Below are 17388 nucleotides of genomic sequence, written 5' to 3' on the forward strand. Positions count from 1 at the left end.
TCCTGTCAACTTTGCCGTCAATTTGATAGCCGGCTTAATTGCCTACTGCCACCAGCCCAAGAAGCCCTCCCTGATCAACGATGCTGCCTTGCCTGCTTAACCCGAACTCACGTTAAACTAAGTTTGCCTGATATTAAAGATAAAAGCAAAAAGGCAAATAGGAATCATCACAATTTGCCTTCTGCTGGCAGCAGTAACCGTAGCAGTGAAGCATCTTTTGAAATTGGCAATTGCGGTGGGTTTTAGAAAGATTTTTAAGTACGACAATCACTAACGATGGCTGTCTCTGCAACAATAACATCTAGCAATTTTTTGTTGTGCTATTCGATTCATCTTGGGTTTACAATTCAAGGCAAATTGCGATCGCTAATTTCCGCTAACTTCTAACTAAACAACTGCGCCACAGGACAAGTAAAACCGGCAAGCAAGGGCGAAGTCAGTTCATCGCTGGCAAATAATGTCGCTGTTAGCACCAATGTTGCCCCCTCTCGTCGATAAATCTGAATTTGCTGCAAACGCCAATCAACTATCCAGTATTCCCTAGCTCCCTGCGATGCGTAGAGTTTCAGTTTCACCTGTCTATCTCTGCGTTCATTCTCCTCGCCTGGAGATAGCACCTCAACCACCAACTCTGGTGCTGCGGTTAAATGCCCTGCATCATCCAACACAGCAGCTAATCGTTCCTTGCTTGCCCAAACTACGTCAGGAATCACGTTATCAGCATCTGTAAAAATGATGCCAGCACCACTTACAGATTCTCCTAAACCAGTCTGTCGCGACCAAAAATTCAACTCTGTACAAATGTTGCTACATACTCTTTGATGACCCCAGTGTGGTGCGCGTGTCACAAATAATTCTCCATCCACAATCTCATAGCGATTCCCGTTATCTGGCAACAACTCCAGATCGGCAACTGTCCAACGGACTCGATCGGTAGTAGTTTGGCTCATCAGGCACTCCTTGAGTGTGTTACTCCATTTTATGAGTGCAAAGAAAAGACTGAGAACTAAAATTTAGTCCTCAGTCTGCGAAGAGAGTGCCGCTACGCGAACACTCCTTAGTGCTATTTTCAGATGCAGGCTTTAGCCGCGCAGATGGGCGGCATTTTCCATCAGTTGCTGTTGCAGGTTGGCGGGTACCGGCTTGTTGGAGGCAAACTCCATTGAAAAGTTAGCTTGACCGGAAGAAAGCGATCGCAACTGTGCAGAATAACCGAACATTTCCACGAACGGCACTTCGGCACGGATGACGGCGTAGTTTTCCATCGTCTCAGAACCCAGCAGGACGCCGCGACGAGACGAGAGATCGCCCTGCACTCGCCCGACAAACTCGTTAGGTGTCTCCACTTCCACGAGCATAATCGGTTCGAGGATCACTGGCGCTGCTTTGGCAAAAGCTTGCTTGAGTGCAAGACTAGCCGCAGTTCGGAATGCCATTTCCGAAGAGTCAATCGCGTGGTAGGAACCCGCTTCTAGTATCGCTTTGACACCAACAATCGGATAACCGATGAGATGTCCGCTAGCGATCGCTTCGCGGAAACCTTTCTCGCAAGCGGGGATGAATTCTTTGGGAATCGCACCCCCAACCACCCGATTCTCGAACGCAAACGGGTCTTCACAGGGTTCAATCCGACCGATAACATGAGCATACTGACCGGGACCACCACCTTGCTTCTTGAGCCTGTAGTCGAAGGTTGCCGACTGGGTAACGGTTTCGCGGTAAGCTACGGCGGGGGCACCGACGTTCACTTCGGCGTTGTATTCCCGCTTCATGCGTTCGATGTAGATTTCTAGATGCAGTTCGCCCATCCCCGAAATTAGGGTCTCCTTGGACTCCGGATCGATGCTGACGCGGAAGGTGGGATCTTCCCGTGTAAAGCGATTGAGCGCTTTTGACATTTGATCGGCATCTTCCCGTTTCTTGGGCGCGATCGCTAGCGTCATCACGGGTTCCGGCACAAATATCCCCTCCAAAGAGAGGTTAGTTCCGTCCGAGCAGAACGTATCGCCAGAAGCGCAGTCTACACCCAGCAGAGCTACAATATCCCCTGCGGCAGCAGTTTCGACCTCCTCGCGTTTGTTCGCGTGCATCCGCACAATTTGGCTCACTAGCACTCGTTGGTTAGTGCGAGTGTTGTAGATGCGTTGTCCCTCGCGCAGCGTCCCGGAATAGATGCGGGTATAAGTCAGTTGTCCGTACTCATCTTTGGCGATTTTGAAAGCCAAGGCAACCAGTGCGGCTTCCGTGTCTGGATAGACAGGAATCGGCTCATTGGTCGAAATCGCGATCGCTTTCACCACCTCTCTATCCACTGGAGACGGCAAGTAAAGAGCAACAGCATCTAATAAGTTCTGAACTCCCTTATTTTTGAAGGCGGAACCCATCAGAACTGGCGTTAATTGCAAGCTTAAAGTTGCCCGACGAAGGGTTTCCCAAATCATTCCTTTGGGAATTTCTTCGCTCTCAAGTAGCATCTCCATCATCGGTTCGGAGAACATAGAGAGTTGATCGAGCATCTTTTCTCGTGCTTCTTTTGCCTCCTCCTGTAAGTGTTCGGGAATCGACTTAATGACGCGAAGTTCGCCTTTTTCTCCAGCAAAATAGTTTGCCGTCATTTCAATCAAATCAATGACGCCTTCAAACTTATCCTCGCTGCCAATAGGATACTGAAGCAGTACCGGATTCAAACCTAGTTTTTCTCGCAGCGATCGCACGACTCGGAACGGATTTGCACCCGTCCGATCCATCTTATTAATGAAGGCAATACGCGGCACTCGGTATCGCTTCATCTGCCGATCTACGGTGATAGATTGCGATTGCACACCAGCAACCGCGCACAGCACCATAATCGCACCATCGAGAACCCGCAATGCACGCTCCACTTCAATTGTGAAGTCTACGTGTCCGGGGGTATCAATCAGGTTAATCTGCGTATCATTCCATACGCAAGTTGTCGCTGCTGAAGTGATGGTAATGCCTTTCTGTTGCTCCAACTCCATGTAGTCCAACGTCGCGCGATCGCTACCTCCCCGAACTTCGCCAATCTTGTAAATTTTGCCCGTGTAGTACAGAATCCGCTCGCTGAGGGTTGTTTTACCAGAGTCGATGTGAGCAGAAATTCCAATATTACGGATGCGCGTTCGGGGAATCATAGGACAAATACTCTGCCTTACCAGAGCCATGAAAAGACATTTGCCTTGTGCGGCAACTATAATACTACAGATATACTACATAACTGTCAAGGGTGTGGAAACTATTCTGTCCAAAGCAGGCAGATATAAACTAGAGGGGGTGGAAGCCATCACTTTCCTAAGAGTGCGCGCATTCACGTAATTAGTTAATTCGTTTTTGAGAATACTGCATGGCAACGATTGAATCTCAAGACCTTAGTATTGGTAAGCTTTTCAATGACTTCTATGTGGTTCCGAGTTACCAACGCGAGTATGTTTGGGAAAAGGAACACGTTACTGAGTTTTTCCAGGATATCTATGGAGAGTTTTCTTCAAATGACTCTGGCGCAGTTTCAGAATATTTTATTGGCAGCATTATTGTTTGTGTTTTGCCAGACGGTTTATATGAAGTAATTGATGGTCAACAGCGTATTACGACAGCCTACGTAGTTCTCTGTGCTATAAGAGACTATTTGCAGGAAATTAAGCAAGACGAATCTATTGAGTTACTAACCAGTCAGATTGCATCCACAGATATTGATGAAGAAGGAAATAATGTGTTTCGGTATCGAGTTACGCTTCAATATGCAGATAGTTGTGGCGTTTTGGAAAAAATTGCTCAAAAAGAAGATTTAAATAAAATTCCAAACACATCCTCAGCACAAAACATTAAAAATGCCTATGAGGAGATAAAAAAAATGCTTGATAGTGCATTTGGTCAAAGTCATTTAGATATTCCGACAATTAAAAAATTTTATGCTTATTTTACTAAGAATGTCGTGCTTGTCAGAGTGAAAACTGCAACTTTAGCGGATGCGTTGAGAGTTTTTGCAACAATCAACAATCGCGGTGTTAATCTCGATGCCATAGACTTAGTAAAAAATCTAATGTTTATGGAAACCCCGAAAAAAGAATATGACATTCTTAAACAAAAATGGAAGACAATGGTTGATATTTTGTTTAGAGCAAAAGAAAATCCTATGAGATTTTTACGTTATTTTATATTGGCACGTTATGAAAATGTAGAAGCGCTGAAAGAAAACGGAATATATGGTTGGTTTTCAAGCAAAACAAATAAAACTTATTATGAAAATAACCCAATAGCTTTTGTTGATGAGTTGCTTGAAACTGCCCAAGCTTACGTTAATTTTATGGATGGTAAGGATATAGAAGGCAAAAAAAATCGTTACCTGGAAAATATCCGTAATATTAGTAGTGCTGTCCGGATGCCTCTGATGATACTATTATCCGGTCGCCACTTGCCTAAAGATTGTTTTGTAGAATTATGTCGGCAGGTTGAAAATATTTTTTTTGCATACCTGCTTACACGCGAACCCACTAGCAACTTCGAGCGACGTTTTACTCAGTGGTGTTCAGAACTGCGGAAAGTTACACAACCAGTAGAATTTAGTAATTTCATTACCCATCATATTCAACCGGAAAAACAAAAAGTGGCTGCTCGCTTTGAACTCACTTTTAGTAAGCTAGAAGAGTCTTCTGTTCCCAAATCACAGTTGCGATACATTCTAGCAAAATTAACACAATATGTTGACGAGAGTGCTTATGGTAGTGATGGGTCTATTATTGACTTAAAAACCTATATCAACAATAAGCAAGTAGAAGTTGAACATATTCAACCTCAAAATCCCTTATCAAGTATCAAGGACTTATTTGATAAGCCTAAGGATATTGATAGTTATATTAAGCGTCTTGGAAATTTGACGTTACTTGAAAAAACAATTAATGCTTCAGTGGTAAACAAAACGTTTGAAGAGAAGAAAGAAGCATATACAAAGTCGAGACTTTTGCTGACTAGATCGATAGGGGAGAAAGTGAAAATTGGAAAAAATACAGCAGTAGACCGCGCAGTGAAAGAGTTAGAAACCTTTGAAATTTGGAATTCTAAATCGATTGATCGCCGCCAGGAAATGCTAACTCGGTTAGCAAAAAAAATCTGGGATATGCCTTAAGCTGGTTATTGCCCAATATAAATTGGAGAGAAAAATTATAATTAATAGAAACCCAGTCGCTTCTTTTCCTTCGTCGCAGATATAAATGAGTCAGCACGATTGCGTAGTATTGGCTAAAGCAAAGGGTGTAGACGCCGAAGAACAGGAATTAGCTGGATAAGCTCTCCAGAGAGATCGCATTCTCCCCCTTGGCAAACTCGCTCAAAATATAAAAAAGCTGACCTATAATTTTGGTCAGCGAATAAGATTAGATTTAGCTAGAAATCCTAAGTCCAGTAGAGAATGCGACCTTGGGGAAAGCGCTTCGTAATCTCACTTTCAAAAAAGCGCCGTAGCGTCTTCATCGTGTCAGTGCCATAAACATACTTGGTGCCGCCAAACTTGTTACGCTTAACAGTGCGTGTTTCTTCATCCATGTCCAGCTTTGATTGGGGATACCAAGTTTGCAAAACCTCTTTTGAGCCAGGGGTGAAGCGGTGGGAAATCAACTCGAAAGTCAGGTCACAATCGAAATCGAGTGCTTCGCTAATCGAGTCAAGCAAACGAGTGTAGTGTGTCTCCCAATCCTCTATCGGCATAATCGGTGCAATCACTAAACCCACTGGATACCCGCCACCGCCAGAAGATCGAGGTAAAGCCAACCGCCGCAAAGCTTGCAGCCGGGAAGCGACTGAGGCTGTACCGCCTTCAAACCGCCGAGACACCGGATCGGCATTCACACTGATTCGACAACGGGTGTGACCATTGTGTGGTAAGTCGAGTAATTCATCCACCGCATCGAACTTGGAAACCCAACGCAGATGTCCGTTCGTCCGCGTGCCAAAGTAGCGGATACATTCTGCAAGGCTGCCAGTTAAATGTTCAATGCCCAAGGGATCGGTGTAGCAGCTAACCTCAAAACTTGTGGCGTCGCTTCCTTCGTAAGCTGCTAGATTCTCCAATATTTGCGGCAAGTTCGCAAAGACGCGAATTACTGGTGGCCCTGATAAACTACCAGCTAAATAACAGTATTGACAGTGTGCTGGACAGCCTTCCGCGATGTGAAATTGCCAGTCAGCCGATGGAGGGATGGGGCTGAGTTTGAAGGAACTAGGCGGTGCGGTGACGACAGCGAGGGTACGCTTAGCAATGTTGTAGGTATCGCGATCGCTCTCGCCACGTAAACCAGTCAGGCGGTTTCGCGGCAACTCTTCGATAGGTAAATTGAGCGACTGGACGCGAGAAAGTATCTGCTGACCGTAAGGCTCATCTAAGGCAGAGGGTGTGAATAAAACTCGCTCCGGCATCCACAACCGAGTGGATGGCGCTTCTGGGAATGAAATGTTGTTTGCGATCGCGTGCATACTGTCAGATTCTGCGTATTGATCAATTTGGAGCTGAAGTCAGGGGCGATCGCGATCGCCCCTTCCCGATGACCTTAATTCTCTAAAACTTGGCGGATGCGTCGTTCCAACAGTTCCAGATCCAGACCGCCTTCATCACGGCTAATCCGACGCACCGTTGAGTTAACGTTGCTCAAATCCACCAATAAATCTTGGAGAATTTCTTGCTGTTGACGCGCTTGGGTGACTTCACGCGGTTCTTGCACCAAGTCACGAATGATAGTGTCTTCAGCCCGCGAGGCAACAATCGGGTCAGCTTCCCCCTGTAGATGAACGAAGGTTCGCCGCCCCGGTCCGCGCTCTTCCTCGATGGGGATAATTGCTGTCACCTGGTCGGAGCGCACGTATTTTCCGAATCCTAGATGGACTAAAACCGATGATTGTAGTTTCATTTAGAAGAATGTTTATTTTGTCCCTTACTTCTATTTTAAACGCCTAACAAAAGACCTGAGACCTAGAACTGGAGCGGGTTTTACTCCCTTAAGAGTAGTAGTATCCGGTGGCGATCGCGCAACTTTTTGACACGGCTATCATGGGCGCAAAATATCTGTTTACGCAAAAGATTTATCTGTACCATCGGGATTCCCGGTGGTTGAATGCGATGCTTCACTTGCCTACGGGTAGCCTTGCCAAGTCGGATTTAGACCAATTGGCGGCTGAATGCGATCGCTACAGAAAGATTCGATTTTCTATGGGATATTATCTGCATAATCCTCTCGGAAATTAGAGAGTGCAAGATGATTAAAACTTTGTGGCAACCTCCCCGCCTGCGGACGCCTGAAGAGAACGAAAAAGAACGCCGCGCGACTTGGTTAGAACTCTTTTATGACTTGGTATTTGTGGCAGCGATCGCGGAAGTGGCGCATAATCTCAACGAACACGTCTCGCTGCTGGGTTTTTTGGGTTATATGCTGCTGTTTGTGCCGATTTGGTGGTCTTGGGTTGGGGCGACTTTTTACGCAAGTCGGTTCGATACTGACGACTTAGGACACCGACTGCTGACATTACTGCAAATGATTGCGATCGCAGTGCTGGCAGTAAACGTGCATTACGGCTTAGGAAAAACTTCCGACGGCTTTGCCCTTTCCTACGTAACTGTTCGATGTATTTTAATTTTCCAGTATCTAAGTGCTGGATACTTTGTCGTGGCAGCGCGGAAGTTGACAACTTGGTACGTGATAGGCTTTAGCATCGCCGCCGCCATCTGGCTAATCTCAATTTTTGTCCCAATTCCTTGGCGGTTTTGGCTTTGGGGATTGGGATTTCTGATTGACTTTGGCACACCTCTCACCGCCAGACAGTTGGCTGCCAAGGTGCCGCCGAGCTTTTCACACATCCCAGAACGTTTAGGCTTATTTACGATTATCGTGTTGGGTGAGGCGGTGATTGGCGTAGTCAAAGGCGTTTCTCAGCTGCAATGGGGTATTGCATCTGCCACTGTGGCTGTGCTAGGGATGATAGTTGCTTTTAGCCTGTGGTGGATCTACTTTGACAGCGTGGATGGCTCACCCCTGCGGAGGATGGGAACTGGCAACCTGAACTTTGGTTTAATCTGGCTCTATTCCCATTTACCCCTCGCCATTGGCATTGCTGCTGCTGGTGTAGGTGTGGAGCATATTGTCGTGTCCAGCAAAACGGCAGGAGCGTTACCCAGTAACGAACGATGGCTGATCTGCGGCGCTGTGACGATGTGTTTGATAGCCTTGGCGGTGATTCACCTGATTACCTGTACTTTAGGGACAAAGCGACATCGTAAGATTTTAGCCGCCTATCGTTTGGGTTCTGCGGCTTTTATTCTAGTGATTGCGATCGCGGGTGCGGCTTTGTCACCGATTACAGTCGTTAGTTTGGTAGCTTTAGCTTGTGCTGTGCAAGTGGTGCTGGGTTTCCTGATAACCCCTCACGTTCAGCCTGAGGCAAAGTGCTGATCGATACGATAAAGGTATTCAGCCAGCCTCAAACTTGGGAAAGCGATCGCCTACTTTCCTCAAAATTGCGTGCGATCGCGAGAATTCCAACCTCTAACGCACTCGATAGTTTCTAGCTTCCTCCCTCTACAGGGATGAAGCAGGAACCGCAGAAGAGGATGAGGCTGGCGCTACGGGCAAACAGCTTAACAATTTATCTTCGATTGCTGAAGGCAGGAACCGCAGAAGAGGATGAGGCTGGCGCTGCGGGCGATCGCTGCCCAATCGATGCCTGGAATATAGGATAATTCCCATATTTTCCTAAAGGTAAGAATTCCATCGTAAACTGCTGGTTTTTTAAAGGCAGCTTTACCTCTTCAGGCTTTTTCTCAGAGATTTGGCAGGAACGAGTGTAATAGCAGACATAAATAAACTTCTCTTTTTTCTGCTCAAGTAACGCCTCGCCCAAAGTTTGTAAATCCTGAGGTTCTTTCGTCAGGAAAAATACTTTTTCAAGTAGGGGTGCTTGGAGAACTTGAGCAACATATTGGTTGGACATCGCGACTACTGTTTCTGGTTGCGATCGCAAGAACTGAATAGCTGGGGAAATGCCTTGATAATTTTTACTGAGATAAGCTGTGCCGGAGTAGGTGTTTTTATAAACCCCAATGATAAAAAGCACCAAGAAAATAACCGTACCTATCTTTTTAATACTTCCTTTCGCCAACCTCCGGACAAATTCAAACTCTTTGATTGCGACTAAGCAAATTAGCGGTACCAAAACCAGCAAAAACCGAGGTCCCCATTGCTTGCCTCCTGCACCAGCCGGAACCATTACCGCAACCGCCACAGTAAATAAGAAACAGGTTGCATAGATACCCGTCATTCCCAAGCTTAGTTTTAGCTTTTGTCGGCTAAATAAACTCACTCCTAAATATAAAATTGCAAATAAGGTTAGGGGAAAATACTCAAACAAGCCAGAACTCATTTGATTAAAATTTGCCACCGCCACTAATAATCTATCGCTTAGCGAGAATTTCTCTACTATCTGAACGGAATGCATTCCTAGAGGATGCTTATAAATCAATGTATTCAACACAAAGAAGATGGCAATCGTTAAAAATGTGCTGACAACAAAGAGTTCCTTTCTTCTCGCTAAAAACTGAACTTTTTTTAATTTTAAAAAAGATGCAGCATAAACCAGGACAGCCAAAAACGCGACAATGCCTAGAATTTCTTCTCTAAACCAAACAGATAAGCCAATAAATATCCCACTTAATACAGCATCCTTTTTAGACAACCCTTCTGTCCCCGGTATTAATAAAGTTGCCATTCCGTGAAAGCAAAGCGCTACAGCGAGGCTATGTTCCCAATACATCGCGCTATAGATAGATAAAGGGGAAGCAAAAATTAGGATTGCAAGCGCGATCGCTGTGCTAAAAGCGTTTAATTTCAACCGTCTGCAAGCAAAATAAAAACTTACCCATACAGCCCAAGTTGCAATCAAGGGAACGACGTATAATCCTCTATAGCCGAAAAGCGCTTGGAAAGGTGCGGTAACAAGGGGAAAAGTAAACGGAAAGGTGATGAAGTAGTGCCCAAATCTGTTATAGACAAACGGTTCTTGAAACGGGTATAATCCACTTTGCCAAAGATTCCGAACCCAGTCTTCTACAGGTAAGTTCAGGTCAAAGCGAAACTGCCCGCGGCTAAATTGTTTCGCTAACAAAGCTTTAAGCCCAGCATCTCCACTAAAAAAGACATCATTTGGGAGTTGCGATTGCAAAAACAGTGAAAATAAAACGCCCGCTAGAATAATGAGTAAGGGGAATCTATATTGGTTTATTTTAGCCTTACTATCAGAATCGCTAGGATTAGATGTAACATCTCTCCACGTTTTTGACATATAATTTCTCATTTTTTTATCCCCTCAATTTACAAGCATTAATATTAAATACAAGATTCACAACCGGCTCTCGTTTGGGTAAAGATTCCTCCCATAATTTTTACCAACTATCCCTTTACTTGGGTATTGTAAAAATTGGCTACTTACGTAAAGTCGGGCAATCCTCAAAATAGGTTCGCTATATTTTACGCAATTAGACTGAAATTCTACGACAAGGAATAGGCTATCTTTACTAAATCTTCAAATAAGGGCTATTTTTTACCTGAAGTTGTAAAGATTTAGTGAAGTGATGTCTAAACTATATAGAGATGAAATCAAGGCTGGGTCACTATGGTCGCAACTAATAAATCAAAGTAAAATCTGTTAATTTAGAAACAGTTTTCATCAATAGCCTTTTCAAAAACCGAATAATTCCACTAAACTGCCCTCCGGATGCATAGTAAAAATAAATTTTGATTCAATGCTTGTAAGCAATTCGCTGACACAATAGCTAACTCTTTCTCCAGCCGATTTGCTACCGCGCTCATGGGTGTCCGATTATAAAGAATTTCTATTTCATACCATTAAATTGCTCGGTATTTCCCTAAAATTGGTCATTTTAAAAAACAACCTAGAGGCTTGGTCAAAAATTAGGCACAATTTTGAGTTTAGAGCGAATTTCGCTACCCGATGAACCCGTGAAACTGACTGCTGGCGCTACTAGCGAACTCCCAGAAAAAACATTTACTGCCAAAATTGAGAAGAGTGACCTACTTTACCGGGAAGTGCTGTGACGACTAAAACTGTTGATGCCATTCTTGAGGGTGCCCTGGCAGGTGGCGATTTGTCACAAGAAGAGGGAGTTGTACTATTAAAGCAAACCGATCCAGATGTCCAGTCAGCGATTCGGGAAACATCTGACAAGCTGCGACTCAGGCAAGCGGGTGAGACTGTCACCTACGTAATCAATCGCAATATTAACTTCACCAATATCTGCGAACAGCACTGTAGTTTCTGCGCCTTTCGCCGGGATGAAGACGAAGAAGGCGCATTTTGGTTAGAGAGTCCCCAAATTTTGGAAAAAGCGGCTGATGGAGTCCGGCGGGGGGCAACTGAGATTTGTATGCAGGGGGGACTCCATCTTGGGGCAAAAATTAATGGTGCTTCTTTGCCTTATTACCTGCAACTGGTGAAGACAATCAAAGAGAAATTTCCCCAACTGCACCTGCACGCCTTCTCCCCCCAGGAAGTGCAATTTATTGCCAGGGAAGATGGTCTTAGCTACGAGTCGGTGATTGCGGCGCTGCGAGATGCCGGTGTTGGCTCAATGCCGGGAACTGCGGCGGAAGTTTTGAACGATGAAGTGCGGCGCGTCCTTTGTCCGGAAAAGCTGGATACCGCAACTTGGCTAGAAATTGTGGGAACAGCACACAAGTTGGGAATGCCAACCACTAGCACCATGCTTTCCGGTCATATTGAGACCCCAGAACAGCAGATGCAGCATTTAGACAAGTTGCGATCGCTCCAACAAACTGCTGTTGCCCAAGGATATCCTGCCCGGATCAGCGAATTCATCCTATTACCTTTCGTCGGTCAAGAAGCCCCCAAACCGCTGCGTCGTCGGGTGGGGCGAGATCAACCAATTCTAGAAGACGCCCTGTTGCTGACTGCTGTGGCGCGAATTTTTTTAGGAAATTGGATTCCCAACCATCAACCCAGCTGGGTGAAACTCGGTCTTGCAGGTGCGGTGGAAGCCCTGAAATGGGGCTGCAATGACATCGGCGGCACCTTAATGGAGGAGCATATTACAACAATGGCTGGGGCAGTGGGTGGCACCTGCATGGAAGTGGAAACTTTGCAGGAAGCGATTCGTTCATTAGGGCGTCCTTACCAACAACGGGATACACTCTACAGAGTGCTAAAGAGGGACACGGTTGCTGTTCTCTCCTGAGCGGGCAGTTAATATTTGGCTCGACTCAGATCCGGGCGTCAGCGTTGCACAGCATTGGCATCCGAATCAGTCGGTTGTTGCTCAAGATAGCTCGCCCGAATGCGAAAGCTCCTACGACTCTTGACTTGGTTTATGCCTCAGAAAAATCAACGTTCCCTTCTGACTGTGGCAGCTGCCGTGTTGCTGATTGCTGGCGGCGCAGTAACTTACTGGCTGCTGATGCAGCGGAATCTATTTCAGGCTGATGTCCCGGTGGGTGCCGAGATGGTTCCCCAGGATACCTTGCTCGCCGTGTCAGTCTCGACTGATGAAAAGCAATGGCAGCAACTGCGGCAATATGGCACTCCCGCTAGCCAAGCCGCATTTGGCAAACAACTCGCCGAACTGGAAAAAAATCTCCTCACTGCTAACGGCTACAACTACCAGCAAGATATCAAGCCTTGGGTGGGTAAAGAAGTCACGATCGCTTTTTTGTCACAGCAGTTACCCCAGAATCCCAATGCTGTCCCGGTTGGTCAACAATCGGTGGTGATGGTATTGCCGATTGAAAATCCTCTGCAAGCAAAGCAAGCGCTAGAAAAATATAGAAACCCGACCTCTAGCAAGTTTGTTGAACGCATTTACAAAGGCATCAAGATTCGAGAAACCCAAGGCAGTCCCGCCCAAAAATTCTCAACGACGCTGCTAGAGCGTTCCTTAATTGTTAGCACCGATCCGAAAGGGACGGAGCGCGTCATTGACGCTTATAAAGGTGGTGCCTCCCTAGCGGATACTCCAGGCTACACAGAGGCTTTGGGGAAGATAAAAGCGGGTGCGCCGTTTGCCAAAGTGTATTTTAATGTGCCCGTGGCAACAGCAATGGCAGCCACCTATTCAGCGCGATCGCTTTCTCCCCAAAATCTCGCCTCGGTTCAACAAAGGCAGGGAGTTGGCGCGACGGTGACGCTGGAACCGGAGGGACTTCTATTTAAAGGAGTGTCTTGGCTGAAGCCGAATAGCGAGACAAAGTATGTGGTGGAAAACAACGCCAAAAGTATGCATCGGCGTCTCCCCGGCAATACTCTGATCGTGACCACTGGTGGCAATTTGCAGCAGTTGTGGCAAGATTACGTCCAAGGTGCCCAAGCGAATCCGCTGATCCGGGTTAGCCCAGAACAGATGAAAGCCGAGATTCGGTCTAAATTGGGTCAAGATTTAGAGCAAGATTTGCTGCCTTGGATGAAAGGCGAGTTTTCTCTAGCTTTAATTCCCACACCTCCAGGAACTCCCTCGATTTTAGGTGCTGGGGTGGCGTTCCTGGTGCAAACAAGCGATCGCCCTAGAGCTGAAAAATCCCTCAAGCAGCTGGATGAGGTGATGGCACAGCAATATAAGTTTCAGGTACAAGAAACGACGCTCAACGGTCAACCCATCACCAATTGGACATCGCAACTCGGTGGCTTAGCCGCCACTCACGGCTGGTTAGATGGTAATGTTGCTTTCCTGACATTAGGGGCACCCGTTGCTAGTACCCTCGTCCCCAAACCCCAAGCGACTTTGGCGGACAGCGAGTTATTCAAACAAGCGATTCCTCAGCAGCTCAATGACAAGAACGGTCTATTTTTTATTGATGTTGACCGTACCATTAACGCTGGGAATCTGTCGCTCTCGCAAGTCGATCCAAATCAAAAAATCTTTACAAACGCGATACGCTCCATTGGCGTCACGGGTGGCATCAGTAGCGATCGCAGTAGCCGCTTTGATATCTTCGTCAACATGAAGAAAGTTGGAGATCCCAGTCCTTCACCGAAAGCCAGTCTCTCTCCCAGTCCTAGCCCTTCTCCTTAAAGTTTCGCTTTTCAACCCCAAGGTACGCTAAGGTTCGCGCTAAGGTACGCAAAGCTCAATAATTCCTTGGCGTACCTTGGCAATTGCCTTAGCAGGATGACAGCGTTAAAAAAAATAACAATTAGTTGGCTAAACCTGGGTGATTCTACCAAGCCTCAGAGCGACCAGAACCGATAGGATCAAAGTGGCGCTTGTGTGAGCGACTTAGATAACAATTGCTGGAAAGAATACAAGATGAACCTGGTTGCACTCCAGAATGGGTTAGATAATATCTCCTTCGCCGTCCTGTTTGCGACGATGTTGATGTACTGGATAGGAGCAGCTTTCAATGGCATCCCCTATCTGTGGGCTTTATCGACGGCAGGGATGGCGATCGCAAACCTCTGCATTGCCGCCCTACTGGGCGCACGATGGCTGGACGCAGGCTACTTCCCTTTGAGCAATCTCTATGAATCCCTCTTCTTCCTAGCTTGGGGGATTACCACGATCCATCTGATTGCTGAAAACATGAGCAAAAGCCGCTTAGTAGGCGTCGCCACGTCACCCATTGCAATGGGCATCGCCGCTTTTGCTGCCTTGACGTTGCCATCAACCATGCAGTCGTCAGAGCCTTTAGTCCCGGCACTAAAATCCAACTGGCTGATGATGCACGTCAGCGTCATGATGCTCAGTTATGCCGCGCTGATGGTGGGATCTCTGCTTGCGATCGCTTTCTTGGTGGTAAGTGGCGGTCAGAATGTCGAACTCCGAGGCAGTTCTGTCGGAACCGGCGGATTTCGCAGTAAAAATGACCCGGCACGCCCCTACCGTCTGCAACGCGCCAGCGATTTCGTGCCCCAGCCACAAGGAGCAACCAGCGAGTCATCTTCTGCTGTGGAGCGTATTTTTGAAAGCAATGGCAGCACCAAAACAGCCGTTCTCGATTTAGTGACCTCCCAGCCTTCCCAAGAAGGGGTATCTGAATTACCAACCCTTTCGCCCCAGCGCCTGAGCCTTGCCGAAACCTTAGATAACATCAGCTACCGCATCATCGGTTTGGGGTTTCCCCTCCTGACGATTGGAATTATTGCCGGTGCTGTCTGGGCAAATGAAGCTTGGGGTTCTTACTGGAGTTGGGACCCCAAAGAAACTTGGGCACTGATTACCTGGTTGGTATTTGCCGCCTATCTCCATGCCCGCATCACCAAAGGCTGGCAAGGAAGACGACCGGCAATTTTGGCGGCGACAGGCTTTGTTGTCGTCTGGATTTGCTATCTTGGGGTCAATTTACTAGGAAAAGGACTCCACAGCTACGGTTGGTTCTTTTGATCTTTTAGTCAATTTGCGAACGGCTTTTAACAATTCGCTATTCGCCATTAGCAATGACTGATGACCAATGACCAATAAGGAATAACTCTTTAAACTATCAATTCAACCGGGGGAGATGGTTGTGGATAATCAGTTCGACTCGCTAGCCAAAGGTGAAGTTCTCTCTGTGGATGAGTCTTCCCAAATTTTAATTGGGCACCGCACATTCAGAGTCGGTGAATTCGCAGATGCAATCAGAACGCAGTTGGAATATGGTTTAGGTGGATGGACAGAAGAAAAGGATGGCTGGTTTAGCGACCAAGGCATTCCTTGCGAAGTGCTGAAATTCGGCTCCAACGGCTGGCAAAAGGGGAAAGTCAGATTTAGCTTGGAATTTTGCCCGGAAGATCCGCAGACGCAGCAGTCATCAACCATTGAAGACAGTGAGCCACAAAGGGCACCGATCCCAGCCACCTTGGATGAGGAAGTGTTAGTTGGAGCCGAAGCACCGTTAATCTATGAGGAAGAGTTAATTCTCATAGAAGTGCCAGAATCCGCTTTGGAAGAACTGGAAATGGCACCAGAAGCAGCCTTTGGTGCGGACGATCTGGATCTCACTGGAGAATCAGCCTTTGGTGCGGATGATTTGGAAATGGCACCAGAATCAGCCTTTGGTACGGATGATTTGGAAATGGCACCAGAAGCAGCCTTTGGTGCGGATGATTTGGAAATAGCACCAGAATCAGCCTTCGCCGTGGACGAACTGGATCTCACTGGAGAATCAGCCTTTGGTGCGGACGAATTGGATCTCACCGGAGAATCAGGTTTCGGTGCGGACGATCTGGATCTCACCGGAGAATCAGGTTTCGGTGCGGACGAATTGGATCTCACCGGAGAATCAGGTTTCGGTGCGAACGATCTGGAATTTCCAGAATTGTCTGAAAAGGAAGAGAACCCATCAGACTCGCTACTCGATGATGTCTGGCAAGACATGAATGAAGCTAGCTGGCGTAACAATCAGTAGGGAAACGAAAATTGGGTGAGGAATCATCGCTCACAAGCTAACTGATATCAGACTCACGAAGAAGGGGTGCTGTCACATAACAGCACCCCTTCGTTCTCTTTCCGAAAAGAATCATCAAAGAAGCGATCGCATTTGATGGCAGTGTTCAACATCTGGCTAGTGGCAGTGGCGATCAAACCGTTCGGCTGTGAAATCTGCAAACGGGGCATTGCCTGCAAGTGTTGCACGAGCATACGAGTTGGGTAACTTCGGTGAGCTTTAGCTGCAATGGTCAAATTTTACTGAGTGGCAGTGAGGATCGCACCATTAAGCTGTGGGATGTCGCAACCGGGCGCTGTATTAAAACGTTGCGGAGCGATCGGCTGTATGAACGCATGAATATTCAAGGCGCAACGGGATTACCATTTTTACGATTTGCCTAACTTTTCAAACACCCTCTTAGACACGGCTGTCAAAAACTCTGTAGACACTGAGAGTCAGAGTACTGTTGGCAGAGATGTATGATTATGATGCGGTCGAGACAAGCTAATCAAATTCCAAATAGCTGGGCCCTTTGTGATGGTCAAGATGGAACACTAGATTCAAGAGATAGATTTATCGTTGGTGCTGGCAGCAAATATACTGTCAATGCTACAGGTGGAGAAGGATTTCACCGCTTAACAAGCGATGAAATGCCATCACGCGATCGTAGTAATGGAAGTTTCGGAAACTTTTTACAAGTTACTGAACAAAAGACTTAAGTAGCTAGGATGATTTAAACCTAAAACGCTCTAACGTATATCTCCCTTGTTCACTCCGTGATTCCATGCCCTCCATCACAGCCAGGGCTAAATCATATTCATTGTCGAACATGCGTCCTGAAATTTCATGAACTTTGAGTTGATGCCACTGTCCTTCGATGGGGTTCATCTGGGAGCAATAGGCAGGCAAGAAGAAAATGAATAATCCTTGCGCTTGCCAGCGTGCCCACTGCTCACGTACCAGT

At 46.6% G+C, this 17388-nt stretch carries 17 protein-coding genes and 1 pseudogene; 11 read left to right on the plus strand and 7 right to left on the minus strand.

Annotated elements, in window-relative coordinates; genetic code table 11:
* Window positions 1-100 (plus strand): annotated as a pseudogene (locus tag NDI33_RS27245) (IS982 family transposase); the annotation flags it as partial.
* Between the two features lie 283 nt (window positions 101-383).
* Here NDI33_RS27245 and NDI33_RS27250 read toward each other — a convergent pair.
* A complete protein-coding gene (locus NDI33_RS27250) occupies window positions 384-950 on the minus strand; it encodes a Uma2 family endonuclease (protein ID WP_190676216.1) in 567 nt (188 codons plus the stop codon).
* Between the two features lie 132 nt (window positions 951-1082).
* Entirely contained in the window at window positions 1083-3152 is a 2070-nt protein-coding gene (gene fusA, locus NDI33_RS27255; RefSeq protein WP_190676218.1) for an elongation factor G, read from the minus strand.
* 209 nt (window positions 3153-3361) lie between these two features.
* Here fusA and NDI33_RS27260 point away from each other — a divergent pair, with 209 nt between their 5' ends.
* Window positions 3362-5140, plus strand: coding sequence for a DUF262 domain-containing protein (locus NDI33_RS27260; RefSeq protein WP_190676220.1), 1779 nt, complete (start codon window positions 3362-3364; stop codon window positions 5138-5140).
* 266 nt (window positions 5141-5406) lie between these two features.
* Here the strand turns inward: NDI33_RS27260 and NDI33_RS27265 are convergent, their stop codons facing one another.
* Window positions 5407-6483 (minus strand): spore photoproduct lyase family protein, encoded by a 1077-nt coding sequence (locus NDI33_RS27265; protein WP_190676222.1) that lies wholly within the window; start codon window positions 6481-6483, stop codon window positions 5407-5409.
* Window positions 6484-6557: 74 nt separating this feature from the next.
* On the minus strand, window positions 6558-6914 hold the full coding sequence (locus NDI33_RS27270; RefSeq protein ID WP_190410482.1) for a hypothetical protein: 357 nt from the start codon (window positions 6912-6914) through the stop codon (window positions 6558-6560).
* Between the two features lie 107 nt (window positions 6915-7021).
* On the opposite strand from NDI33_RS27270, the gene NDI33_RS27275 reads away from it, so the two are divergent.
* Both NDI33_RS27275 and NDI33_RS27280 read left to right on the plus strand, forming a co-directional pair.
* Window positions 7022-7249 carry a hypothetical protein gene (locus NDI33_RS27275; protein WP_190676224.1) on the plus strand — a complete coding sequence of 76 codons (228 nt, stop codon included), beginning with the start codon at window positions 7022-7024 and terminating at the stop codon, window positions 7247-7249.
* A gap of 10 nt (window positions 7250-7259) precedes the next feature.
* On the plus strand, window positions 7260-8450 hold the full coding sequence (locus tag NDI33_RS27280; RefSeq protein ID WP_190410481.1) for a low temperature requirement protein A: 1191 nt from the start codon (window positions 7260-7262) through the stop codon (window positions 8448-8450).
* A gap of 193 nt (window positions 8451-8643) precedes the next feature.
* On the opposite strand, the gene NDI33_RS27285 is transcribed toward NDI33_RS27280, so the two are convergent.
* A complete protein-coding gene (locus tag NDI33_RS27285; protein WP_348245687.1) occupies window positions 8644-10335 on the minus strand; it encodes a dolichol-phosphate mannosyltransferase in 1692 nt (563 codons plus the stop codon).
* 641 nt (window positions 10336-10976) lie between these two features.
* Between NDI33_RS27285 and NDI33_RS27290 the strand changes: the two genes are divergently transcribed.
* The 5 genes from NDI33_RS27290 (at window position 10977) to NDI33_RS27310 (ending at window position 16403) form a co-directional block, all read left to right on the plus strand.
* Window positions 10977-11108 (plus strand): hypothetical protein, encoded by a 132-nt coding sequence (locus tag NDI33_RS27290; protein WP_277878891.1) that lies wholly within the window; start codon window positions 10977-10979, stop codon window positions 11106-11108.
* Window positions 11105-12265 (plus strand): 7,8-didemethyl-8-hydroxy-5-deazariboflavin synthase subunit CofH, encoded by a 1161-nt coding sequence (cofH, locus tag NDI33_RS27295; protein ID WP_190676226.1) that lies wholly within the window; start codon window positions 11105-11107, stop codon window positions 12263-12265. The genes NDI33_RS27290 and cofH overlap by 4 nt, the downstream gene beginning before the upstream one ends.
* 99 nt (window positions 12266-12364) lie before the next feature.
* Window positions 12365-14092 (plus strand): DUF3352 domain-containing protein, encoded by a 1728-nt coding sequence (locus tag NDI33_RS27300; RefSeq protein ID WP_348245688.1) that lies wholly within the window; start codon window positions 12365-12367, stop codon window positions 14090-14092.
* A 234-nt stretch (window positions 14093-14326) separates the two neighbouring features.
* Window positions 14327-15400, plus strand: coding sequence for a c-type cytochrome biogenesis protein CcsB (gene ccsB / locus NDI33_RS27305; protein ID WP_190430387.1), 1074 nt, complete (start codon window positions 14327-14329; stop codon window positions 15398-15400).
* 121 nt (window positions 15401-15521) lie between these two features.
* Window positions 15522-16403, plus strand: a complete 882-nt coding sequence (locus tag NDI33_RS27310) for a KGK domain-containing protein (protein WP_190676230.1) — start codon at window positions 15522-15524, stop codon at window positions 16401-16403.
* Window positions 16404-16456: 53 nt separating this feature from the next.
* Here the strand turns inward: NDI33_RS27310 and NDI33_RS27315 are convergent, their stop codons facing one another.
* Window positions 16457-16612: a hypothetical protein gene (locus NDI33_RS27315; RefSeq protein ID WP_348245689.1), complete on the minus strand. Its 156-nt coding sequence runs from the start codon at window positions 16610-16612 to the stop codon at window positions 16457-16459.
* 9 nt (window positions 16613-16621) lie between these two features.
* On the opposite strand from NDI33_RS27315, the gene NDI33_RS27320 reads away from it, so the two are divergent.
* A complete protein-coding gene (locus tag NDI33_RS27320; RefSeq protein WP_348245690.1) occupies window positions 16622-16825 on the plus strand; it encodes a hypothetical protein in 204 nt (67 codons plus the stop codon).
* A 78-nt stretch (window positions 16826-16903) separates the two neighbouring features.
* Window positions 16904-17143, plus strand: coding sequence for a hypothetical protein (locus NDI33_RS27325; RefSeq protein WP_190676231.1), 240 nt, complete (start codon window positions 16904-16906; stop codon window positions 17141-17143).
* A 4-nt stretch (window positions 17144-17147) separates the two neighbouring features.
* Here the strand turns inward: NDI33_RS27325 and NDI33_RS27330 are convergent.
* Window positions 17148-17388: transposase (locus NDI33_RS27330; protein ID WP_190676233.1), on the minus strand; the 241-nt coding region annotated here is incomplete at its 5' end.

The sequence above is a fragment of the Trichocoleus sp. DQ-A1 genome (assembly GCF_039961955.1).
Taxonomy (GTDB): Bacteria; Cyanobacteriota; Cyanobacteriia; order Cyanobacteriales; family FACHB-T130; genus FACHB-T130.